The sequence below is a fragment of the Streptomyces sp. GLSS-08 genome (assembly GCF_056387915.1).
The window spans coordinates 497,104-518,848 of record NZ_JBWJAQ010000003.1 but is presented as its reverse complement, the minus strand read 5'-3'; the positions used below and the strand labels follow the sequence as shown (position 1 = coordinate 518,848).

Below are 21,745 nucleotides of genomic sequence, written 5' to 3'. Positions count from 1 at the left end.
TTCCAACCCCGCTTGGGTGCGCCGGGTTGATGGTCGTGACGGTTATATGTGCAGTGCCGTCCGTATTGCGTTCAGGGCCTGTCGCTGGTGAGCATGGGGGCCGCCACGGCGTACGCCTCGTTCGCCGCAGCGGGCGTGCGTTCGCGCAGTGCGGTGACAATCGCCCCGTCCATCAGCAGTACAAACCGCCGTGCGAGTTCCTCGGGTGCCGCATGGCCGTTCTCGGCGAGCAGGTCCGCGACGTACGTCGTGACGCGTTCCTTGTGCTCCGCTGCGACCCGGTAGGCACCGCTTTCCGTGTCGGCGGTCTCGGCCATGGTGTTGATGAAGGCGCAGCCGCGGAAGTCGGCGCGTGCGAATCGTTCTGCCAGCGCCGTGAACACATCCAGTGGTTGTCCGCCGAGCGCGTCCACCCTCTCCGCCAGCCAGGCCCGCCAAGCCTGGTCACGTCGTTGGAGTACGGCCACGACCAGGTCGTCCTTGCTTGCGAAGTGGCGGTAGAAGGAGGCGCGGCCGACCCCGGACTCGGCAAGGATGCGCTCCACTCCGACAGCTCGGATGCCTTCGGCGTAGAAGAGTTCCTCAGCGGTGTCGAGGAGGCGTTCGCGGGCTTTGGTGGCCATGACTGCAGCTTATCCCGACCTTGACGAATGTGGAACCGATCGGTACCGTTTTGCGAGACGGAACCGATCGGTTCCATTTGGAGGTCGACCATGCCCCGTATCCCGCAGCTCACCGAAGACTCCGCAGGACTACTCGGTAAGACCCGCCAGCAGCTCGGCCGCGTGCCCAACCTCTATGCAGCGCTTGCCAACGGCCCGGCCGCGCTGGCTGGTTACCTGGCGATGCGTGACCAGCTCACCCGCGGCGTCCTGCGCGTCCGTCTCCGTGAACAGTTGGCACTTTTGGTGGCCCAGGAGAACCACTGCACCTACTGCGTCAGTGCCCACACCATGCGAGGACTGAAGCTCGGTATGACCGACGCCGAGCTGGTCCGCACCCGTGAGGCGTCCGACGACGGTGACCCGCACGCTGACGCCGTGCTGCACCTGGCTCGCGAGATCATCCGCACTTCAGGGCGGGTCGAGGACACGGTGCTGGCCGCTGCTCGAGAGGCCGGGGTGACCGACGCCGAGCTGGCCGAGATCGTCGCCCACATTGCACTCAACACGCTCTCGAACCTCTTCAACCACCTGGCTCAGCCCGATCTGGACTTCCCGGAGGTCTCCGCATGAACGTGAACCCCAACTGGCGCACAGGCTCCATCGAGCTCATGGCCGGCTACACCCTTACCGATGCAGACGGCCGACGTATCGACCGCGCCGATGACATCCACTTCGCGATCGAGGGAGGCTTCATCAATGTGCAGCTCCCCGACGTCCCGCACATCCAAATCGTCTCGGCCCCCGCCCTGCGTCTGCTGACTTGCACCGCAACGATCCTCGGGTAGCCCTCGCCGGGCTGATCCCAGACACGGGGGCCGAGCACCGGGCGGTTGAAAGACCGAAAGCGGACGGCCGGGGCACAGCGGGCCGCGGTGACCGGGCCGGCAAAGGGATCAGACCCGGCCGGAGCTGCCCTTGGTCAATGACGTAGGCCGAGACGCGCTCCCTGGTCGGACATTCTGTGGCGAAACCTGACGGACTTCACCGAAGAGCAGACCCAGATGCTGATCTTCCTTGAGCATCAGCAGCACGCCCCCTTCCTCAACCAACAGGCTCTGGACATCACACAGGAAGTCGAAGACTCCGCCCACAGCTCGTTCGTGCGGGCCAGCGTCCTGGGCTTTCCCCCCTGTGGACCCACAGCTCCTGCGGCTCTTGGTTCGGCTCCCACCCAGATCTGAGCAAGGGGCGCGGCGCGACGGACTACTCACCGTCTCGCGAAGAAAATGATCATCGCCCGCGATGCGCTCTAGGCAGTGCTCACACACAGCAGCCATTACTCCGGCACGTGACCCGACTACAGCCACTCGCGGAGCGGACGTCTCTTGGAGGCACATATGCATTGGTGGGAAGTCAGCGTTCCGCTGGTTCCTGACGATGGCGCAACAGGTGTGCACATCTTCACCTACGTAGACACCACGCCGCACGAAGCCCGCAGCCGAGCTCACAGAGATGCAGGCAGTCCCTCGGCTATCCGCCATCGTCGAGGGGCCAAGGTCGACCTGTCGCACATGACGCTCATGTGCCATACGCCAGATCTGCGATCGTGGCATTCGGCATCCGCGCAGATACCACGCCAGCGCACAAGGTCTTGACCTGCTATTTGGCTTTCATTTGGGTTCCGCCGGGGTCGTCGCAGCTGCGACGGAGACCTGCTCGGGGCCGGACCGTGCCCTCCCTTCGCGGGAGACTGCGAGGGCCGCCAGCGCGCAGGATCATGGCGGAGTGGCTGGACTGCCGCCGTCGGTGGCCCAGCACCGCGAGCCGCCGAGGGCGGCGGCCGTGACAACACCCGTCATCAATCCGCCGTGGCTGGCGGCCGGACCCCACGCAAATCCCGAACGATAGCCAGCGTCCACGACATCCTCCAGACCCGGACGAGCACGTCCGCTTCGCGGTCTACCTCGACAGGCTGGGGCATGGCCCGGACGAGGTCGACCTGCTCAGTCGCGTGATCACTGGGCAGGATCAGACAATGGCTCACCCGGCTGTGCTGCGGCACTTGGACCGTCGAGCCGCCGGCCTCCACTCCGGTCACGCCTGCGCGGGGTGGGCGCATTCGATGGGCGGGACCGCGATCGGCCATCCCCTCTTCAGCGCATGCGGAAATGGTCATTCTTCCGCATGCGCATGCTGGCCGTCGATGGCTTCACGCGGGGTGAGCGACCACCATCCATCGAGCTTGTCCTGCACTGGCCCTACTGGCGCCGCAGACGACAGCAGCAAGCCCGCGTCAGCCATCACAAACGCCGCGGCCACACACCACCAGAAACTGCCCAACCATCAGGCCAAAGACCGTTGCAGTACTAAAGCGTGTGGCAGAAGGTCTTGTCCGGGCAGGTCAGGACCGCTCTGGGAGTGGTTTGATCACGCTGCGAGTGCGAGGTTGTGCATGTGGGCGATGGCTTGCACTGCGTGGTGGAGGCCGTTGCCGCGCTGGCGGCAGTCGCGGAGGATCTTGTAGTGCTTCATGCGGGCGAAGGCGTGCTCAACTCGGGCTCGGACTTTGCGGTGCTCTGCGTTGTCCTCCTCTTCGCCGGGCAGCAGGACCCGTCCGGGGCGTTTGCGGTGCGGGACGACGAGCCCGGTGTTGATATACGCGCCGTCGCCGAGGACGGTCACGCCGTCGCAGTGCCTGGCCAGGCCGGAGTCGCGCCAGGCCTTCGCGTCAGCGGTGTTGCCGGGCACCGGGCGACCCGCAGCGACGACCAGCTTGATGACCTGCACGTTCGCCGGTCAGATCGGCGAATGCCTGGGACGTTCCCGGGGCGGGTTCACCACCAAAATCCATCTCGTCGCCGACGGGCGATGTCGGCCACTCGCCTTCGTCCTGACACCCGGACACCACGGTGACGGCCCTCAACTCGAGCACGTGCCACGGCAGATTTCTGTGCCCCGTCGCGGAGTCGGACGGCCTCGCTCCCGGCCCGACCATGTCCTGGCGGACAAGGCCTACACGTCCCGCAGCAACCGCCTTGGAACCGTCCCCCTCGCGACCCTCATGACCTGGCTCCGCACATGATCCAAGAAACAGCACCCAAGAGTCTTCACCACCCGTGGCCACTATCGTCCCGATGTGGCGTGGAGGTTGGGGCCGTCTGGTCACTGCGTCTGTGCTGTGGGCAGGGCGGGCTCAGCCCGCGTACAGACTTCGGCACGGATCCGGTCGTGCCGATCTTCAGAATTCGGCCGACTCGGAACCGCCGCCGCGCGCTGGAACGGACCAGTCACGCAGCAAGCGAAGTGCGTCGCGTGACGAGGTGTTCGGCTAGGTCGCGTGCGTGATCAGTGCCTGGTCCAAATCGTCGGCGGCACGCAGGGTGTCGTAGGACAGTTCCAGTTCGCCGACCATCGGATGCTGCAAAGCATTCAGGCCCGACCTCTTTTCCTGTACCGGCCGGGCCACTGGCCGTTCCTCGAAGGGACGGTGAGGGGCTGGGGTGACACGGCTGAGGGCGCACCTCTTTCCATCCGTGAGCTGCCTTTTGATCAGGAGTTGCGTCGGCCGGCGGCCATCGCCGTAGAGGCCGCAAGCGCGAGGCACAGGGGCGAGTAGGCGAGGCGGTCCAAGCGACGGAAGCGAGCCGAGGTCGATCCGGGGGAGAGCAAATCGGTATGCCCCGAGAGCCCTGCCATGCCCCGCACACTGAGCACGCCCGCCACGCCTGCGGCGCCGAGCCGGGACAGAGCGGGGCTCCGCTTGGGCCGTCCCGCGACAACGAGCGCCGCGGCCCCCAGTGCGCACGCCACCGCGTAGCACGCTGTTGGGCCCGGCGGATTCGGGCGGCCGACCACGGCGTCCGAGAAGGTCTCCCGGTCGGGCAGCGGCCAGGACGAACCCAACCCCCAAGCGATATGGATACCGGAAAGCGCCGTCAGCGCTGTGACAGAGAAGCGACGTGCAAGGCGTTCGATCTTCATGTCGTTAACGCTACTGCCCACGACCGGATGCCACTACATACCCCGGTGAACGCATCGGCGGCTCGTCATAGCGCAGTACTGAACCTCTGCGGCGTCACGCGTGCAACCGTCGCGGTCGACACCTCGGTGATCACTAGCCGGGCTGTCGTCTTCGCTCAGCCGTATGTGGTGGGGTCGGCCGGGCCGCTGTCGCGGCCCAGCACCATCTGCGGGGTGTGGCGGTCGAGGCGACGCCGGTTCGCGTTTACCTACCGCAGCACCCGTGCCGGCCGGTCAGCCGCAATCTGCCGTGCCTCCGCTGCCGTCTTCAGGACGGACGTCTCGATTTGCTCAGAACTTGATTGAACTCCGGGACTGACGCGTGCGCGATGTCTTCGTCCTCGTCGAGTTACTCGCCCAGCCACCACACCAGCTCATCCATGCGACGCCTCTTTCGCCTTCTTCGTGCGGTCCTTCCGACCCTGGACAGACCGCCGTGCGGTCTTCAGTCATCGATGGCGACACACTCTCAGGCAGATCTTTCGTACGGAGGCGCGCTAGGGCTTCAGGTGTTGGAGCACCGCCTACTGCCAGCCACCGCGGTGATCCCGTGAACGGCTGCGTCACTCCGACCGCTGTCACGGTTCAGCCCACCAGAGGAACCATGCGCCATGCCGGGTGTTGCACCTCAGTCCTCTCGATGTTGCGCGTAGAGCAGGACCGGGATGCATCGACACGGGCGAAGACGAATCCCGCAGAGGGAGGAGCGCCCCTCGCCTTCCCTCGCCTCAAGACGACAAGACCGTGTTTCCGCTCCTCTCCCGTTCGTCCGGCGGTGCTTCACCCCGTTGCAGTTCGAGAGGGAGGACGCAGGATCAGTGGCCAGGCGGAGCGATGGGCGACGCACCTGCTAGTCAACCGGCGTTGCGGGACAAGTCCAAGCTACGTGGCTGCGGAGCGGTCACAACGAGGCCGCGGAAGGGTACGTAGGTGAGCAAACCGTCGCGCTTGAGCGGTCGCAGGGCGCTGGATACGACGGAGGCAGAAACCGAGCTGCGAACCCCCTCAACCCAACCAAGCGCGTCGTGCTGATCGGTGGTTAATCAACCTATGGCACCGTGGCCGCAGCTCGGTGGCTGGCCGAGAACGGCGCCAGCCGTTCTCTGACCGCCGATGCCGCCGTGCTCGTAGAAGCCTCGGTTCTTCGAGATGGCCACGTGTCCACACCTCGCGTCCTGCGCCAGGCAAGCCTCAGCAGGTGAACCAGCGTTGGAAGACGACCCCAACGCGCCCACCGCGGAGGCAGGCCCGCCCCCGGGGACGGCCGGCCCTGTCGCGTGGTCAGCGGCCGGAGCGGGCCTGCACCGTGCGTGCCAGCCGGGGTCCGAGCCAGCGCTTCAGGCGGCGCAGGGCCTCCGACTGCCCGGCCGCCCGGTCGAGCCGGTAGTAGAGCTGCGGCGGGACGTACGGCAGCAGCGGGGAGTGCCGCTGGCCCAGCAGAGCGAACATCTGCGCGGGTGGGAGGCCGATGTAGCGCGGAAGGTTCTCGTACCACTGGGCGCTGTGCCGGGCCGCGCTCTGGACCGGCAGGAGGGCGGCCCTGCGCTCCCGTTCGTACCGGGCCAGGGCGGTCGGCAGGTCCGTGCGGGCACCCAGGGCGTCGGCCAGGGACATCGCGTCCTCCAGGGCGAGGGTGGTGCCGGCGCCGATGGAGTAGTGGGTGGTGTGGGCGGCGTCGCCGAGCAGGACGAGGTTGTCCCAATACCACGTCCGGTTGGTCAGGGTGCGGAAGTTGAGCCACTGGGCGCTGCCGTCGGACTGCACCCGGCCGATCAGCCCGTGTCCGTCCAGCAGGTCGGCGAACAGCTTCTCCAGCAGCGCCAGCCCGTCCGCTTCGCTCACCCGGTCGAGACCGAGGCCGGTCCAGGTCTCCGGGGAGCACTCGACGACGCAGGTGCTGCGGTCCCCGCTGAACCCGTAGGCGTAGCACCAGATCCAGCCGTGCGCCGTCTCGACGAAGGCGAAGGTGAAGGCGTCGAAGACCTTGGAGGTGCCGAGCCAGATGTAGCGGTTGCGCCCGAGTGTGATGTCGCTGCCGAAGTGACCGGCGTGCCGGGTGCGCAGTCCGCTGTTGACGCCGTCCCCGGCGACCACCAGGTCGGCCTCCGGGACCGGGTCGCCGGCTGCGATCTCATGCTCGAACTCGATCCGCACTCCCAGTGACGAGGCCCGCCGGGCGAGGAGGTCGAGCAGCCGGTGCCGGCCGATCCCGAACCCCTCGTCGCCGTGGTGCACCGTCGTACGGTCGCCTACGTGGGCGACGCCGTCGCTCCAGCGCACCGATCCGTCGGCGACGGCGAGCGCCGACTCCGGGTCTCCCTCGCGCAGCCTCTCCAGCAGGCCGCCCCAGTAGGTCACACCCCAGCCGTACGTCGATCCGGCCGGGTTCCGCTCGTGGACGGTGATGTCGTGGGACGGGTCCTGGCGCTTCATCAGGATCGCGAAATACAGGCTCGCGGGTCCGCCACCGACGCACGTGATCTTCACGCGCACTCCCCTTGTGGTTACGCAAATGTGGTCAATTGACCACGAAGAGTAGCAGTGCGGAGCCGACGGCCCGGCGGTAGGCGAACGGGATCAGGCGTACGAGTGCACACTTTCCGGCACCGACGCCTCCGCCCGCCGCCGATATCTCCGCGCCTCCGCCGGCCGCCGGTGCCTCCGCGCGTCCGCCGCCGGAGGGGGCGACCGCATCTCAGCGCCCGGGCGTACGATCGCGCCCTCGCCCGCAGCCCACAGCCGGAGGCACCACCATGCGCTCGCCCGCCATCCCCGTCCTGGCCGCACTCGACGACCTGGCCCGCGGCGCCGCCGAGCGGCGCGGCACCGTCTGGCGGTTGGACGCCCCGGAGTCGGTTCTGGAGGTCGCGGCCGTCCGGTACCCGCCGGGCGCCCCGGTCGAGTTCCCGGACGACTCCGAAGCGCTCCTGGTCGTGCTGGACGGCCAGGGGTACGTGCAATCACCGAGCGGCCGGGAGGATTTGACGGCACACACCGCCGCCTGGCTTCCCCGCGGCGCGGAGGTCCGCGTGCACGCGGGAGACACCGGCATGCACTGCCTCACGGTCCGGCCGCCCCGGCCCAGCCTCCCCGCCCCGCTCCCGAGGGCCGCCTCGGCGTCCGCGGGCGGTGAGCCCGCCTGCCTGCTCCAGCAGGTCTGCGCCGAGTGCGGGCGCATGGCGACGGAGAGCGACGCCCGCTACTGCAACCGGTGCGGCACACCCCTGCCAGCCTGAGCCGGCCCCGAGGCGCGCAACGGCCGACCAAACGGGCGCGGCACTCCCGCCGACCAGCCCGCCCGGCCCACCTTTCCCGCCAGTCTGCGCGAGTGAGCCACGCCACTGCGCACCTCTCGCCTCCGCAAGATCATCGCGGCACGGGTCGCCATCCGGAGGAATTCCCCTTTCCGGTCTTCCCGGGCACCCGCCACAGCAAGATCATCTTCGTTCAAACTTGTACGACATTTGGTTAATTGTCCGGATCATGGCCAACCGGGTCGCAGCGATTTCTTCCGCTCTCCGACAGACCGATAAGCATGCCGGGTCAGCACAGAGAGCCGTCCCAGGAGGACTTCGCATGCCTGAACTCACCCGCCGCCGTGCCCTCGGCGCCGCGGCCGCCATCGCAGCGGCGGCCACATCACAGACCGTCACCGCGCCCACCGCGTCCGCGGCCGCCGGACGCCCCACCGGACCGGAAGCGTTCGACGAGGTCTACCGGGGCCGCCGCATAGAGGGCCGCCCGACCGGCGGCGGACACCATCACGGCTCGGGATACGGGGTGTTCGTCGACGGGGTGGAACTGCACGTGATGCAGAACGCGGACGGCAGCTGGATCAGCGTCGTCAGCCACTACGACCCCGTGCCCACGCCGCGCGCAGCCGCCCGCGCCGCCGTCGTGGAACTCCAGGGGGCACCACTCGTCCCCCTCGGCCCCGCCGCCCACTGACCCGCACCGCGAACAGACCGGAAAAGACCCGCACATGACCGTACGCAAGAACCAGGCCGTCCTGACCGCCGACGAGAAGCGGCGCTTCGTCGACGCCGTCCTCCAGCTGAAGCGCAGTGGACGCTACGACGCGTTCGTCACGACCCACAACGCCTTCGTCCTCGGGGACACGGACAACGGCGAGCGAACGGGGCACCGTTCACCGTCGTTCCTCCCCTGGCACCGCAGATTCCTCCTGGAGTTCGAGCGGGCGCTGCAGTCCGTCGACGCCGGCGTCGCGCTGCCGTACTGGGACTGGAGCACGGACCGCTCGCCCCGCTCCTCGCTGTGGGCTCCCGACTTCCTCGGCGGCACCGGCCGCAGCCTGGACGGCCGGGTGACGGACGGTCCCTTCGCCGCGTCCGCCGGCAACTGGCCGGTCAACGTACGTGTGGACAGCCGCACTTACCTGCGGCGCGCCCTGGGCGCCGGCACGAGGGAACTGCCGACGCGGGCCGAGGTCGACTCGGTGCTCGCGATGGCGACGTACGACATGGCCCCGTGGAACAGTTCCGCCGACGGTTTCCGCAACCACCTCGAGGGCTGGCGGGGCGTCAACCTCCACAACCGGGTCCATGTCTGGGTCGGCGGCCAGATGGCCACCGGCGTCTCCCCCAACGACCCGGTCTTCTGGCTGCACCACGCCTACATCGACAAGCTGTGGGCGGACTGGCAGCGCCTGCACCCCGGTTCCCGCTATCTCCCCGCCGGCTCGACGCCGAACGTGGTCGACCTCAACGAGACGATGAAGCCGTGGAACGACGTGCGTCCGGCCGAACTGCTGGACCACACGGCGCACTACACCTTCGACACCGCCTGAATCCCGGGACCGCGTTCCCCGCGAGCGCGTGAGCGGGACGAGGGGGTTCGTCACCGAGCGACCGGCGCGGCACCGTAGCCCGAGCCACACCCCCACCGCGGCCTTCGGTGCCGCCCCGACCTGGTGCCTGCGACGTACTCAGGCGTCGGCCGCGGTCGTACGGCACTCCGGGTGACCCCAGCCCTGCGCGTTCTTCGCGATGGGCTCCCCCGCCGCGTAGGAGCGTCCGCAGACACAGCGGCCGGGGAACTTCGCCTTGATCGTCCGCGCCGGTCCGCCCGTACGGGAGCCTGTGGCACCCGTACGGGCGGACTTGCTCGCCGGGCGGCGCTGCGTGCCCGACGCGGGTGTGTCCGGCGACGGGGGCGGCTGCGGGGACCCGAGGTCACTGCCCGCGGGTTCCTGGGCGATGGCCGCCTGGCTCGCGGCGCGGTCCGCGAAGTCGTTCAGGCGGTCGCCGTCCACCTGGTGCGCGGGCACGTAGCGGAACTCGACCGAGCGGCCGCCGAGCAGCTCGTCGATCCGGGCGACCAGCTCCTGGTTGGCGACGGGCTTGCCCGCGGCCGTCTTCCAGCCCTTGCGCTTCCAGCCGGGAAGCCAGGTCGTCACGGCCTTCATCGCGTACTGGGAGTCCATCCGGATCTCCAGCGGGACGTCCGGCGCCACCGCCGTCAACAGCCTTTCGAGCGCGGTGAGTTCGGCGACGTTGTTGGTGGCCGTGCCCAGCGGGCCGGCCTCCCAGCGGGCGGGGGTCTCCGTGTCGTCGGCGACGACCCAGGCCCAGCCGGCGGGTCCGGGGTTTCCCTTCGACGCCCCGTCACAGGCGGCCACAACGCGTTCAGGCATGCCCCCGATCATGCCACGGACCGACACCCGCTCCGGGCCCGGGGCCGGTCGCTCCGCCGCCGCTCCCGATGATCAGTCGCTGCCCCAGCGGCGTCGCCGAGTGCAGGACGTACTTGCCGTCGCGGTGGCTGGCCACCAGTCCCCCGTCACGCAGCACACCGATCTGGTAGCTGACGCTCGGCAGCGAGATGCCCACGGCGAGGGCGACCTCGGAGCTGGTCCGGGCTTTCGGACCCGCCACCGCGCTCAGCACCGTGGCACGGGTCCGCCCGAGGAGCCGTTCGAGTCCGTCGTCCGCGGTGCGGGCGATGTCCAGGGGCGGCTTGGCGACGGGATAGACGAGTACCGGCTCCAGTCCCGGGTCGGCGAGCGCGGTCGGCCGGCGCCAGCAGAAGTAGGACGGGACGAGGAGCAGTCCGCGTCCTTCCAGACGGAGATCGCGCCGGACGGGATAGTCCACTTCGAGCACCGGGGCGCGCCAGCGGGCGAGCGGGCGGAGGCTGTCCAGCAGCGCCTGGGTGCCGCCGTCGAGCAGGGCGCGCGTACGCAGTCCGACGTCGCTCGCGATCGCGGTGCGGATGTGCGGCCAGTACGGCTCCAGGAGAGTCCGGAAGGAGCGGCCCAGGGCGCCGGTCAGCAGGTGGAGGCCGTCCGAGCCGGGTCTGCCGAGGGTGTCGGCCCAGTCGGGGACCGGGCGGGTCCCGGCCAGCAGGGACAGCTCGCGCACCAGCCGGTCGCGGGGCGTGGCGCGCACCCGTTCGAGGCCCGCCGGAAGGCCTTCACCGGTGACCGGCGGCGTGAGGAAGTCCGGGATGTATCCAGCGGCGGGAATCAGCTGCCGCACGAGGCGCAGGGCGCGTGCCGCGGTCGGGTCGACGGCCAGCCGGGCGCGCACCGACCGGCGCCAGTGACCGAATTCGAGTGGCCCTTGCCCGGTTTCCAGCCGGCAGATGCTGCACACGAGTTCCCAGAGCGGATCCGGCTGCCGGGCGAGGCGGACGTTCTGCAGGTCGTGCGGGGTGAAGTGAATGCGGAGCATGCGGTCTCTTCCACTCCCAGTCCCTGTGGGGGGTGAGCCGCCCGCGAGTGGGCGCGGCTACCGGAAGAGACCGATAGGTACTCCGCATGGTTGCCGTGGCGAGACGAATCCGGACGCCTTTCGGAAAATTCCGCATTCCGTTCGTGCGTCAGGTGTGAAGTCACTGATCAGACCGGCGAGCGTGCGGATGACCGGAAATCGCTGTGCCCCGCTCCGGCGGAATTCCGCATTCGGCGGAGTGGAATTCGGCGACGGGGGCGATTGTCCGAGTCGTATGGCCCCGGGTGCACGGCGGCCCGCCGTTCAGCCGTTCAGGAGACGTCGGTGAGTTCGGGCATCTCGCCCTGCGTCGTGCTGATGTCGATCACGGTGAAGGACGCGCCCTGGGGGTCGCTCAGCGCGGCGAAGCGGCCGAACGGACTGTCCATGGGCCCGAAGCGCAGTACTCCGCCCCGGCCGGTCGCCTTCGCCACCGCCGCGTCGCAGTCCTCGACGGTGAAATACACGTTGATGTACGGGGGCACCTCCGGCGGGAAGTCGTCCGTCATCCGCATCCGGCCCAGCACCGGCCCCTCGCCCAGCCGGTAGATCCGGAAGTCCATGTGCTCGTCCGCCACCTGCTGGGCCCGGTAGGGGAAGACAGCCGGGAAGAACGCGTCCGACTTCTCCGGCTCGCGGGTGAACACCTCGGCCCAGCAGTACGCGCCCGGCACCGCGGTCGCCTCGAAGCCCTCGTGGACGCCGCCCTGCCACACGCCGAAGACGACACCGCCCGGATCACGGGCCAGCACCATGGTGCCGAAGTCGCCTACCTGCATCGGCCCCATCACCACCTCGCCGCCGTTGTCGCGGATCTTCTGCGCGGTGGCCGCGGCATCCGGCGAGGCGAGGTACAGGCACCAGGCGGACTGGCCGTCCTGGCCGTCCTGGCCGGGCATCGGCGGCACGACGGCGGCCACCGCCTTGCCGTTCGCGTACGCCTGCGTGTAGTTGCCGTACTCGGTCGACGACTCGCCGAACGTCCAGCCGAGTACGTCTCCGTAGAAACTCTTGGCCATCTCGACATCGCCGAACATCGCGTCGGCCCAGCACGGTGTTCCTTCGGGTTGTACGGCCATGACGTCGACCTTCTTCTCTTCGCCGGAGCGGACGGTTTCGTTCCTCACGCTAGCCAGCCCGGGCCAGTGCCGCGCGCCGAGCGCGGCGACCTGCACGAGACTGGGCACAGCACGGGAGATGTCAGGGGCGGTCGCCGACGGGACGGAACACGGATGATGCACGCGTGGGAGGTGGCCCGGCCCGGGCCGATCGAGCAGGAGCCGCTGCGCTTCGTCGAGAAACCGGTCCCGGTGCCCGGGGCCGACGAGCTCCTCGTGCACGTCCGTGCCTGCGGGGTGTGCCGGACCGACCTGCATGTCAGCGAGGGCGACCTGCCGGCGCGCCGGCCCGGGGTGACACCGGGGCACGAGGTGGTCGGCGTCGTGGCGGCCACCGGGTCGGCCGTGAGCGGGTTCGCGAAGGGCGACCGGGTCGGCGTGGCCTGGCTGCGCTCCACCGACGGCACCTGCGCGTACTGCGTCCGCGGGGCGGAGAACCTGTGCCCCGGTTCCACGTACACCGGGTGGGACGCCGACGGCGGCTACGCCGAGTACACGACCGTGCCGGCCGGCTTCGCCCACCGCCTTCCCCGGGACGTCGACGACGTCGCCCTCGCGCCGCTGCTGTGCGCGGGCATCATCGGCTACCGCGCGCTGCTGCGCGCGTCGCTCCCGCCGGGCGGACGTCTGGGGCTGTACGGCTTCGGGGGCAGCGCCCACCTGTGCGCGCAGGTGGCGCTCGCCCAGGGCGCCACCGTGCACGTCCTGACGCGTGACGCGGCCTCGCGGCGGCTCGCACTCGAACTGGGGGCGGCCTCGGCGCGTGACACCTACGACGCTCCTCCGGAACCCCTGGACAGCGCGATCCTCTTCGCACCGGCGGGGGACCTGGTCCCGGTCGCGCTGCGCGCGCTCGACCGCGGCGGTGTCCTTGCGGTGGCGGGGATCCATCTGAGCGACATCCCGCCGCTGCGCTACGAGCAGGAGCTGTTCTACGAGAAGGAGTTGCGCAGCGTCACGTCCAGCACACGCGCGGACGGGCGCGAGTTCCTCACCCTGGCCGCGCGGTACGGCGTCGAGGCCACCACGCACGCGTACCCGCTCTCGCGTGCGCAGGAGGCCCTTCAGGACCTCAAGGCCGGCCGCTTCGACGGAGCTGCCGTGCTGGTGAACGATCTGCCGGCCCGGCACTGACCGCGCGCGCCGGGCCGGGACCGGCGCGGTGGCCGACGTACGCCTTCCCCCTTCCCGGTGGCTGTGCTTGCCTGGGAGGTCCTTTCGGCGGGCGGGGCGGGAGTGGCCGGATGCGAAGGCCGTGGATCGCGGGGATGGTGCTGGCGGGGCTGTTGCTCGGGGCGTGCGGGGATCCCGAGTCGGGTCCGCGGGCGCCCGCTCCGGTGCCTGTCGAAGGCGGATCCGCGTCCCCCTCCCCGACCGTGCACCGGCCGGCCGCCGCCGCCCCCACCGGGGCGCCGGCGAAGGCGCCCACGGTGCTCTATCTCGGGGACTCGCTGGCCATGGAGAACCAGCGGGCGCTCGGCACGGCGCTCCGGGACGGGGTACGCGCCCGGTACACGAGCGCGCCCTACTCCGGCACCACCCTGTGCGACTACCTGGAGGGCACCTCGGAGAAGTCGCTGGTGCCGGCTGCCGACAAGGCCGCCGCGCTGGTGCGGTCGGTGCGGCCGGACTACGTGGTGCTCCAGTTCTGGGGCAACTCCTGGGGCTACACGCCCTGCATGGACGGGATCACCTACGGCAAGGCGCGCGGCACGTACTTCTCGCGGTACGCGGCGGACGCGGACCGGCTCGCCGACCAGATCGCGGGGGCGGGCGGGTCACGGCGGCCGAGGATCGTGTGGGTGCTGCAGGGACCGGACCCCGTCACCCCCGACCGGGTGAGGAGGGTCAACGCCCTCTACGAGCGGCGGGCCCGTGCCTCGCACGAGCTGGTCGCCGACGCCGGGAAGGCCGTCAGTCCGGCGTCCGCCCGCTACACGTGGGCCCAGTACCTGCCGTGCACCGCCTACGAGCGTGCGCACGCGGCGTACTGCACCCATCCGGGCGCGGGTCGTACCGCACTGCACCGGGACGACGACCACCTGCACTTCTGTCTCGCGCCCACCACGTCCAGACCGAGGCCGTGCCCGGTCCGGTCGCCGGGGATCGTCCGGATGACGCGGGAGATCGCCCGGGTCGTCGCCGGAGACGTCCGCTGACAAGGGTGGGCGCCCGGTCTCAGCCGGGCGGGCCCTCGCGGGTGTCCCGCTCCCGTGCCGCGACGCCGGGGACCGAGTCCTCGGGGACGTCTCCGGCCGGCACACCGGGGACGGCCGCGCCGCCCTGGAGCCGCTTCAGGTCGTCCGGGCGCACCTGGATGACGATCACGGCGATCAGCGCGGCCACGACGGCGAGGACGGCCGCCGCGACGAACGCGCTGGAGATGCCCGAGGTCAGCACCTGGTCGCTCCACGGCGGCGGGAGCTGTCCGGTTTTGCGGAACTCGAGCCGTTGGGCCGGGGTGGCCTGAGACATGAACTGCCGGATCTGGTCGGTGGCCTCGTTGCGGCTGGCCGTGCCGAAGACGGTGACCAGCACGCTCAGGCCGAGCGAACCGCCCACCTGCTGGGTGGCGTTCAGGATGCCGGACGCGGCGCCCGACTCCTGCGGCGAGACACCCGAGACCGCCATCAGGGTCAGCGACACGAACTGCATGCCCATGCCGAAGCCGAAGACGAGCATCGGGCCGAGGATGCTGCCGAGATACGTGCTGTCGACGTCGGTCAGCGTCAGCCAGCCGAGCCCGATGGCGGCCAGGACCGAGCCTCCCGCCATGAACGGCTTGGGGCCCCACCGGGGCAGCATCTGCGAGGCGAAGCCCGCACCCACGGCGATGATCGCGCTCACCGGCAGGAACGCCAGCCCCGCGCGCAGCGGACTGAAGTGCAGGACGTTCTGCACGAAGAGGGTCAGGAAGAAGAACATGCCGAACATCGCCGCGGCCAGCGTCAGCATCATTCCGTAGACACCCGCGCGGTTGCGGTCACGGAACATCCACAGCGGCGTGATGGGCTGCTTCGAGCGGCGCTCGACGACGATGAACGCGGCCAGCAGCAGCACCGCGGCCGCGAAGGACGCGAGGGTCACGCTGTCGCTCCAGCCCTCCTCGGAAGCGCGGATGAAGCCGTAGACGAGCAGCACCATGCCCAGGGTGGAGGTGAGCGCGCCCAGGAGGTCGAAGTGGCCCGGGTGCCGCTCGGACTCGCGGATGTAGCGGGGCGTCGCGAGGACGATCAGCAGGCCGATGGGCACGTTGACGAAGAGGACCCAGCGCCAGTCGAGCCACTCCACGAGCAGTCCGCCCGCGAGGAGTCCGATCGCGCTGCCGCCTGCCGAGACGGCAGCGAACACGCCGAACGCCCGGTTGCGCTCGGGGCCTTCACGGAACGTGGTGGTGATCAGCGCGAGGGCGGTGGGTGACGCGATGGCGCCGCCGACGCCCTGGAGCGAGCGGGCCGCGAGCAGGTGCCAGGCTTCCTGGGAGAGTCCGCCGAGCAGTGAGGCGAACACGAAGAGCAGGACGCCGAAGACGAAGACTCTGCGCCGGCCGAGGATGTCGCCCAGCCGTCCGCCGAGCAGGAGCAGGCCGCCGAAGGTCAGCGTGTACGCGTTGACCACCCAGGAGAGGCTCTCGGTCGAGAAGCCGAGCGAGGTCTGGATGTGCGGCAGCGCGATGTTCACGATGGTGATGTCGAGAACCACCATGAGCTGGCACGAGGCGATGACGAGGAGTGCGATACCGCTGCCGTGGCCCCGCTCCGGGGCTTCGGCAGACTTCGGGGGTGTCGAGTGAGCGGCCGTCATCGTGGGTCCGTGCGTCGTCGCAGGCCGGCGCTGGCGCCGGCAGTCACTTGACCAACGTAAGCCGGGGTGTCCCGCTCCACCAGTCGATCAACGACCGCGCACGTGCCCATACGGGGCGGCGGGGTGGCGCGCGGGCGGCGGGGTGGGAGACCCCGCCGCCCGCGCGGCTGTCCGGCCGTCGGCACGCGGTGCGCGCTACGGCAGCCGGTTGATCTTGAACGTGGACGTCGTGTTCCTCACGTCCTGCGCGTTGTCGCTCATCTTGAGGTTGTGGAAGGTGACTTCACCGACGGCGGGGCCCTGGCCGGCCTCCGGCATCTCGTTGGCCCACAGGCCGAAGCCGGACTTCGCGTCGTACGCGTCGCCGCTCCTGTGCGCCCCGGTGATCGTCACGTCCGTGAGGACGGTGTCCTTGATCGGGAACTGTGGCTGTCCTCCCACGTAGTTGGTCTGGAACATGATGCCGCTGTAGGTCGGATCGACGATGTCGACGTTGTTGACGCGGATTCCCTGGAAGACCTTCGAGGCGGAGAACATCCAGATCCCCGGGAAGGTCTGGGAACCCCAGAAGTGGCCTCCCGCCCGGACGACCGAGATGTTCTCCAGGGTCGTCGGAGCGGTGCCGAAGCCGTTCATCGGGTAGCCGAAGTCCAGCGAGCTGACCGTGATGCCCGAGTAGACCAGCGTGTCGGCGATGTGGATGTTGCGGAAGGTGTTGTCGTACCCGCCGTAGACGGCGACGCCCGCCGCGCGCCAGGTCAGGATCGACGTGAGGTTCTCGTACAGGTTGTTCTTCTCGTCGGCCCCGCCCGCGTCGATCGCGGAGAACAGCGCGAAGCTGTCGTCGCCGGTCGCCCGCGCCTCGTTGTTGACGACGTGGTTGTCCGTACTGCCGTTGGTCATGTTGATGCCGTCGGCGAACATGTCGCGGATCCGGGAGTTCTTGATGGTGATGCCGTCGGTGTTGGCGCCCCAGTAGAGGCACACCATGTGTTCGTTCCAGATGTTGTCGATGGTGATGTCGGAGACGTTGGAGAAGTCGAAGACCTTGCCTGGGCCGTCGATGCGCGAGGTGTAGTTGCCGAAGTACGCGAAGTTCGCGAACGACGACCCCTTGGCACTGGCCTCGGCCCGGAAGCCGATGTCCGTGTTCTCCTGCGACGACGGGGCGTGGAAGCGTGTGTACCAGGGGCCGGCGCCGACGACCTTGACCGCCTTTCCGTACACCTGGAACTTGCTCGACGTCTCGTAGTCACCGGCCGGCAGGTAGACGCCGGCGAGCTTGCCGGTGGTGTCCATGCGTACCTTGTCGAGCGCGTTCTGCACGTCCTGGTGGGAGAAGCCGGCCGGCACGGTGTAGGCGGCCGGGTCCGGGTTCGGGACCGCCGAGGCCTGCTCCAGGCTCACGAAGTCGATCGCGTACCTGGAGTCGTTGGCGGCGTCCTTCTGGAGCCGTATCCTGCTGCCGGCCGGGACGGTCTGGCCGAGCATCAGGTTCGCCTCGTCGTAGATGTGCCGCGGTGACCCCGAGCCGGGCGAGTTGCCGGGGCCCGTCTCCGCCCCGTACAACCAGGCGTACTTGGACGTCAGGTCGACGGCCTTGAGGAACTTGCCGTCGACGTAGACGTTCAGGGTGGAGTTCGTGCCGCCGCCTCCGGCGGAGTCCGGGATGGAGAAGCGGGTCACCAGGGTGTTGGCGGCGGCCTTGGTGGTCCATTCCACGTAGTTGCCGGTGTTGCTGAGGGTGACGGCCCTGCGGCCCGACGCCTCGCCCGCGATGTCGCCGACCGTGCGGTTGGGTCCTACGGTCTGTGCGCCGCCGCCCGCGGTGCCGTCCTCGGCCTCGTACATGTCGTACGGCATGTTGGCGCCCCGGCCGACGAACAGCGGCTGGCTGGTCGTGTTGTTGTCCCGCTTGACCGGCAGTTCGTTGGCATCGGCCGTGATCACGGTCCGCACGGTGAACTTGCCCTTGCCGGCGGTCCAGGTTCCGAGCTTGACCGGGGCGGCGGTGTCACCGGCCGCGATCCCCCCTTCGTAGGAACCGGTGAGTGTCCTGACGGTCGTGCCTGCGGAGTCGAGGACGGTGAGAGTGATGCCGTGGCCGCCGCTCGCGGAGGCCACCGTGCCCTGGTTCTTCAGGGTGACGGAGAAGGTGACCGTGTTGCCCTCGGCCGGTGCGCCGGGCGACCAGCCGACGGAGGCGGCCACCAGGTCGGAGCTGGGGACGGGCTTGACGACGAGGAGGGTCGGGCTGGTGTGGGAGTTGTTCCCCTCGTTCTGCTCGATGACCTTGTCGGCCGGGTCCGCGACGGCACTGATCCGGTAGGTCCCGGCGTCACGGGCGCCGATGTCGGCGGTGACGGTCGTGGACGCGCCCGCGGCGAGCGCGCCGACGGCGGCGGTGCCCGCCTTGCTGCCGCCGAGGCGGAACTCCACGTCGGTGGCCTCGGATGCCTCCGTACCGGTGTTGCGCACGGTCGCGGTCAGCTTCACCGCGTCGGACTCCACGGGACTCGCCGGTGCCGAGGTGATGCCGGTGACCTGGAGGTCGGGGTGGGGCGCCGGGGTGCCCAGGACCTGGAACTCGGCGACCTGTCCGGCCGAGGAGCCGGAGTTCGCGGTGAACACCAGCTGGACGTCCGCGATGCGGCCGGTGACGGGGATGCGCACCGTGTTCCCGCTCGCCGGGTCGAACGTGTAGTCCTTGGCGGCGGCCAGGCTCGTGAACGAGGTGGCCCTCTGCTCCCGGCCGAGGACCTGGATCCGCTGGGTCCTGGCGGCCCACGCCGCGTCGGGACTGAGCTTGAGGACCACGGTGCCGACGTCGGCGTTGGCACCGAGCTTCACCGTCAGGCTGTTCGGGTACGTGCCGGGACCGCCCTCCCAGTAGCTGCTGGTCCTGTCGTCGTTGGCGTTCTCGGCGACGAAGGTGAAGACGCTGGACGAGGCGGTGACCGGCTTGCCCACGGCGAGGTTCGCGTCGTCGCTCGTGGAACCGTTGCGGGTGACGGTGTTGCTGTCGGCGGACTGGTTGCCCGCCGCGTCCTTGGCGCGCACGTAGTAGACGACGGTCACCGAGGCGGGCTGGGTGTCCGTGTACGTCGTGACGTCACCGGCGACGCTCTTGCGCAGGGTTCCGTTCGCGTAGAGGTCGTAGCCGGTCACCTTCACGTTGTCCGTGGACGCCCGCCAGGTGAGTTCGACCTGTCCGCCGGCGGTCTCGGTGAAGGCCAGGTCGGCGGGGGCGGTCGGGGCCTGGGTGTCCCCCGAATCACCCTTGCGGGTGACGGTGTTGCTGTCGGCGGACTGGTTGCCCGCCGCGTCCTTGGCGCGCACGTAGTAGACGACGGTCACCGAGGCGGGCTGAGTGTCCGTGTACGTCGTGACGTCACCGGCGACGGAGGTACGCAGCTCCCCGTTGGCGTAGATGTCGTACCCGGTGACCCTGACGTTGTCGGTGGCGGCCTTCCAGGTCAGCTCGATCCGGCCGGTGGCGGGTTCTGTGTAGGCCAGGTCGGCGGGCGCGGCCGGCGCCTGGGTGTCGCCCGTGGTGGGCCCGTACACCTCCAGTTCCGACAACTGGCCGGCCGGCCGGCCCGTGTTGGCCGAGACGAGCACCCGGACGAAGCGGGTCGTGGTGGCGTTGAAGGCCACGCTCTGCGTGAGGTCGTTCGCCTCGTCGAAGTCGTAGCCCTTCGAGGCGGTCAGGTCATGGAAGTCCGAACCGTTCGTGCCTGCCTGGAGCTTGAGCGTCTGGGTCCTGGCGCCCCAGCCGGACGGCAGTCGCAGCACCACGCGGTCGACGCGCACGGACGCGCCGAGGTCCACCTGGACCCACTGCGGAAGTTCGCCGTTCCTGCTCTCCCAGTAGCTGGCGCGGTTCCCGTCGCCGGCGTTCGCGGCCACGTATGTCTGCGTGGTGCTGCTGGCCGTGAACTGCTTGCCCGCGGCCAGGTTCGCGGAGGAGTCGCCCGCGCCGTGCACCTCCAGCTCCGAGAGCTGCGCGGCGGCCCAGCCGGTGTTCGCGGTGATCGTGATCCGCACGTGGCGGGCCTGGGTGGCCGGGAACGCGATGGTCACGGTGTTGCCCGCGCCCGGCGTGAAGGCGTACGACGCCGAGGACTTGATCGTGTCGAAGCTCGTGCCGTCACCACTGCCCTGTACCGCGAGCGTCTGGTTCCGGCTCTCCCAGGAGGCGGGCAGCTTGAGGACCACCTCGTCGATCCGGGCGGCCGATCCTAGGTCGGCCTGCACCCACTGGGGGAAACCGGAGCCCGAGCTCTCCCAGTACGTGGACGCGTTTGCGTCGGTGGTCCGGGACGCGCCGTACTCGGCCTTGGAGCTGCTCGCCGTGGCGCTCCTGCCCGCGGCGAGGTTGGGGCCGCCGGCCGCCGTGGCCGTGGTCGTGGTCAGTGCGGGGAGCCCGATGAGGGCGAGCGCTGTGGTCAGCAGAGCGGCCAGCAAGCGGCCTCTCCAACGGTGTCTGGTCATCCTTCTCCTGCCCTGGAGGGGTTTCACGGGGGACGCGGAAGAGCCGCAAGGGAGCAAGGGTCGCTTTTTTGCATTCAGTTGTTGGAGAGTTGCACGGTGATGTTGCTGAGTCCACAGTCCTCACAGAGAAAGTTGCCCTTCGCTGTGCGGCAGGACACAAGAGCGAACGGCGGCACGGAGCGGGGGACCGGCCGCGGTTTTCCCGGTCCGCTACTCGCCGGCGTAGGCCTTCTCCAGGGCCGCCAGGTCGAGCTTGCTCATGGCGTACATGGCCTGGGTCGTGCGTGCCGCCTTCACCGGGTCCGGGTCTGCGATCATGTCGATGAGCCGGGCCGGGAAGACCTGCCAGGACAGCCCGAACCTGTCCTTCAGCCAGCCGCAGGGACCGCCCTCGCCGCCGTCCTCGGTGAGCCGGTTCCAGTAGTAGTCCACCTCCTCCTGGTCCGCGCAGGGGATCTGGAAGGAGACGGCCTCACTGAACGTGAACTGCGGGCCTCCGTTCAGGGCGACGAACTTCTGGCCATTGGCCTCGAACTCGACGACCATCACGGAACCGGCGGGTCCCGGCCCCGCGTCGGTGTAGCGGCCGACCCTGCCGAGCCGGGAGTTCTTGAAGACCGAGACGTAGAAGTCGGCGGCCTCCTCGGCCTGGCCGTCGAACCACAGACATGTGGTGAATCCGTCGGTGGACATGCGGTACCTCCTCGGGCGGGAACCTCTTCACCTGTTTCGACCGATCCTCGTCCGAAAACTCATCGGTGGCGCGGGCAGCGCTGTACGCGGCAGGGGGCCGTACGGATCACCCGGCCGCTGGGCCCGGGGGGGCACGCCAAGGATCCGGCACGCGGTGAACGACGGGCAGTCCTCGGTGACGCTCGTCGCCACGGGCGGATGCCGCGCGTACCGCGCTCGGCCAGGCGGCCCCGCGCCCCATGAGAACGCGCACGGGCATCGGACCGCGTGCCGCTAGCAT

At 69.6% G+C, this 21,745-nt stretch carries 16 protein-coding genes and 2 pseudogenes; 8 read left to right on the top strand and 10 right to left on the bottom strand.

The genetic code is table 11. The annotated features are described in order from the left end of the window. Positions 1–71 precede the first annotated feature (71 nt). Positions 72–623: a TetR/AcrR family transcriptional regulator gene (locus AC0ZLC_RS07850; RefSeq protein WP_476751145.1), complete on the bottom strand. Its 552-nt coding sequence runs from the start codon at positions 621–623 to the stop codon at positions 72–74. Between the two features lie 90 nt (positions 624–713). Here AC0ZLC_RS07850 and AC0ZLC_RS07845 point away from each other — a divergent pair, with 90 nt between their 5' ends. Together AC0ZLC_RS07845 and AC0ZLC_RS07840 are read left to right on the top strand one after the other, a co-directional pair. Then, a complete protein-coding gene (locus AC0ZLC_RS07845; protein WP_476751144.1) occupies positions 714–1,235 on the top strand; it encodes a carboxymuconolactone decarboxylase family protein in 522 nt (173 codons plus the stop codon). Beyond that, positions 1,232–1,450, top strand: coding sequence for a hypothetical protein (locus tag AC0ZLC_RS07840; RefSeq protein WP_476751143.1), 219 nt, complete (start codon positions 1,232–1,234; stop codon positions 1,448–1,450). Before AC0ZLC_RS07845 ends, AC0ZLC_RS07840 begins: the two co-directional genes overlap by 4 nt. 1,582 nt (positions 1,451–3,032) lie before the next feature. Here AC0ZLC_RS07840 and AC0ZLC_RS07835 read toward each other — a convergent pair. Continuing rightward, positions 3,033–3,398: pseudogene (locus AC0ZLC_RS07835) on the bottom strand (transposase family protein); the annotation flags it as partial. 13 nt (positions 3,399–3,411) lie between these two features. Here AC0ZLC_RS07835 and AC0ZLC_RS07830 point away from each other — a divergent pair. Beyond that, positions 3,412–3,639, top strand: a pseudogene (locus tag AC0ZLC_RS07830) (transposase); the annotation flags it as partial. A gap of 515 nt (positions 3,640–4,154) precedes the next feature. On the opposite strand, the gene AC0ZLC_RS07825 reads toward AC0ZLC_RS07830, so the two are convergent. Beyond that, positions 4,155–4,586: a DUF3995 domain-containing protein gene (locus tag AC0ZLC_RS07825; protein WP_476751142.1), complete on the bottom strand. Its 432-nt coding sequence runs from the start codon at positions 4,584–4,586 to the stop codon at positions 4,155–4,157. A gap of 1,320 nt (positions 4,587–5,906) precedes the next feature. Next, positions 5,907–7,112 (bottom strand): FAD-dependent monooxygenase, encoded by a 1,206-nt coding sequence (locus AC0ZLC_RS07820; RefSeq protein ID WP_476751141.1) that lies wholly within the window; start codon positions 7,110–7,112, stop codon positions 5,907–5,909. Positions 7,113–7,378: 266 nt separating this feature from the next. Here AC0ZLC_RS07820 and AC0ZLC_RS07815 point away from each other — a divergent pair, with 266 nt between their 5' ends. The 3 genes from AC0ZLC_RS07815 to melC2 all read left to right on the top strand — a co-directional run bounded on the left by AC0ZLC_RS07815 (position 7,379) and on the right by melC2 (position 9,432). Beyond that, positions 7,379–7,861, top strand: coding sequence for a hypothetical protein (locus tag AC0ZLC_RS07815; RefSeq protein WP_476751140.1), 483 nt, complete (start codon positions 7,379–7,381; stop codon positions 7,859–7,861). A 340-nt stretch (positions 7,862–8,201) separates the two neighbouring features. Next, positions 8,202–8,573 (top strand): apotyrosinase chaperone MelC1, encoded by a 372-nt coding sequence (gene melC1 / locus AC0ZLC_RS07810; protein WP_476751139.1) that lies wholly within the window; start codon positions 8,202–8,204, stop codon positions 8,571–8,573. 34 nt (positions 8,574–8,607) lie between these two features. Then, positions 8,608–9,432: a tyrosinase MelC2 gene (melC2, locus tag AC0ZLC_RS07805; protein WP_476751138.1), complete on the top strand. Its 825-nt coding sequence runs from the start codon at positions 8,608–8,610 to the stop codon at positions 9,430–9,432. Positions 9,433–9,570: 138 nt separating this feature from the next. Here the strand turns inward: melC2 and AC0ZLC_RS07800 are convergent, their stop codons facing one another. The 3 genes from AC0ZLC_RS07800 to AC0ZLC_RS07790 all read right to left on the bottom strand — a co-directional run bounded on the left by AC0ZLC_RS07800 (position 9,571) and on the right by AC0ZLC_RS07790 (position 12,435). Then, entirely contained in the window at positions 9,571–10,290 is a 720-nt protein-coding gene (locus AC0ZLC_RS07800) for a ribonuclease H family protein (protein WP_476751137.1), read from the bottom strand. Beyond that, positions 10,271–11,317, bottom strand: coding sequence for an ArsR/SmtB family transcription factor (locus AC0ZLC_RS07795; RefSeq protein WP_476751136.1), 1,047 nt, complete (start codon positions 11,315–11,317; stop codon positions 10,271–10,273). Before AC0ZLC_RS07795 ends, AC0ZLC_RS07800 begins: the two co-directional genes overlap by 20 nt. A 311-nt stretch (positions 11,318–11,628) precedes the next feature. After that, entirely contained in the window at positions 11,629–12,435 is an 807-nt protein-coding gene (locus AC0ZLC_RS07790; protein WP_476751206.1) for a VOC family protein, read from the bottom strand. Positions 12,436–12,591: 156 nt separating this feature from the next. On the opposite strand from AC0ZLC_RS07790, the gene AC0ZLC_RS07785 reads away from it, so the two are divergent. Beyond that, positions 12,592–13,608: a zinc-binding alcohol dehydrogenase family protein gene (locus AC0ZLC_RS07785; protein WP_476751205.1), complete on the top strand. Its 1,017-nt coding sequence runs from the start codon at positions 12,592–12,594 to the stop codon at positions 13,606–13,608. A 110-nt stretch (positions 13,609–13,718) separates the two neighbouring features. Beyond that, the gene (locus AC0ZLC_RS07780; protein WP_476751135.1) at positions 13,719–14,633 is read left to right on the top strand and encodes an SGNH hydrolase domain-containing protein; all 915 of its coding nucleotides are present in this window, start codon (positions 13,719–13,721) and stop codon (positions 14,631–14,633) included. A 19-nt stretch (positions 14,634–14,652) separates the two neighbouring features. Here the strand turns inward: AC0ZLC_RS07780 and AC0ZLC_RS07775 are convergent, their stop codons facing one another. The 3 genes from AC0ZLC_RS07775 to AC0ZLC_RS07765 all read right to left on the bottom strand — a co-directional run bounded on the left by AC0ZLC_RS07775 (position 14,653) and on the right by AC0ZLC_RS07765 (position 21,465). Then, entirely contained in the window at positions 14,653–16,278 is a 1,626-nt protein-coding gene (locus AC0ZLC_RS07775; RefSeq protein ID WP_476751134.1) for an MFS transporter, read from the bottom strand. A 195-nt stretch (positions 16,279–16,473) separates the two neighbouring features. Further along, positions 16,474–20,772, bottom strand: a complete 4,299-nt coding sequence (locus AC0ZLC_RS07770) for a discoidin domain-containing protein (RefSeq protein WP_476751133.1) — start codon at positions 20,770–20,772, stop codon at positions 16,474–16,476. Positions 20,773–20,982: 210 nt separating this feature from the next. After that, positions 20,983–21,465, bottom strand: a complete 483-nt coding sequence (locus tag AC0ZLC_RS07765) for a VOC family protein (RefSeq protein WP_476751132.1) — start codon at positions 21,463–21,465, stop codon at positions 20,983–20,985. Positions 21,466–21,745: the final 280 nt, after the last annotated feature.

Bases quoted from the DNA above. Each gene is read 5' to 3' on its own strand.
- AC0ZLC_RS07850 (WP_476751145.1), bottom strand. From the start codon at position 623: ATGGCCACCAAAGCCCGCGAACGCCTCCTCGACACCGCTGAGGAACTC.
- AC0ZLC_RS07845 (WP_476751144.1), top strand. From the start codon at position 714: ATGCCCCGTATCCCGCAGCTCACCGAAGACTCCGCAGGACTACTCGGT.
- AC0ZLC_RS07840 (WP_476751143.1), top strand. From the start codon at position 1,232: ATGAACGTGAACCCCAACTGGCGCACAGGCTCCATCGAGCTCATGGCC.
- AC0ZLC_RS07825 (WP_476751142.1), bottom strand. From the start codon at position 4,586: ATGAAGATCGAACGCCTTGCACGTCGCTTCTCTGTCACAGCGCTGACG.
- AC0ZLC_RS07815 (WP_476751140.1), top strand. From the start codon at position 7,379: ATGCGCTCGCCCGCCATCCCCGTCCTGGCCGCACTCGACGACCTGGCC.
- melC1 (WP_476751139.1), top strand. From the start codon at position 8,202: ATGCCTGAACTCACCCGCCGCCGTGCCCTCGGCGCCGCGGCCGCCATC.
- melC2 (WP_476751138.1), top strand. From the start codon at position 8,608: ATGACCGTACGCAAGAACCAGGCCGTCCTGACCGCCGACGAGAAGCGG.
- AC0ZLC_RS07800 (WP_476751137.1), bottom strand. From the start codon at position 10,290: ATGATCGGGGGCATGCCTGAACGCGTTGTGGCCGCCTGTGACGGGGCG.
- AC0ZLC_RS07795 (WP_476751136.1), bottom strand. From the start codon at position 11,317: ATGCTCCGCATTCACTTCACCCCGCACGACCTGCAGAACGTCCGCCTC.
- AC0ZLC_RS07790 (WP_476751206.1), bottom strand. From the start codon at position 12,435: ATGGCCGTACAACCCGAAGGAACACCGTGCTGGGCCGACGCGATGTTC.
- AC0ZLC_RS07785 (WP_476751205.1), top strand. From the start codon at position 12,592: ATGCACGCGTGGGAGGTGGCCCGGCCCGGGCCGATCGAGCAGGAGCCG.
- AC0ZLC_RS07780 (WP_476751135.1), top strand. From the start codon at position 13,719: ATGCGAAGGCCGTGGATCGCGGGGATGGTGCTGGCGGGGCTGTTGCTC.
- AC0ZLC_RS07775 (WP_476751134.1), bottom strand. From the start codon at position 16,278: ATGACGGCCGCTCACTCGACACCCCCGAAGTCTGCCGAAGCCCCGGAG.
- AC0ZLC_RS07770 (WP_476751133.1), bottom strand. From the start codon at position 20,772: ATGACCAGACACCGTTGGAGAGGCCGCTTGCTGGCCGCTCTGCTGACC.
- AC0ZLC_RS07765 (WP_476751132.1), bottom strand. From the start codon at position 21,465: ATGTCCACCGACGGATTCACCACATGTCTGTGGTTCGACGGCCAGGCC.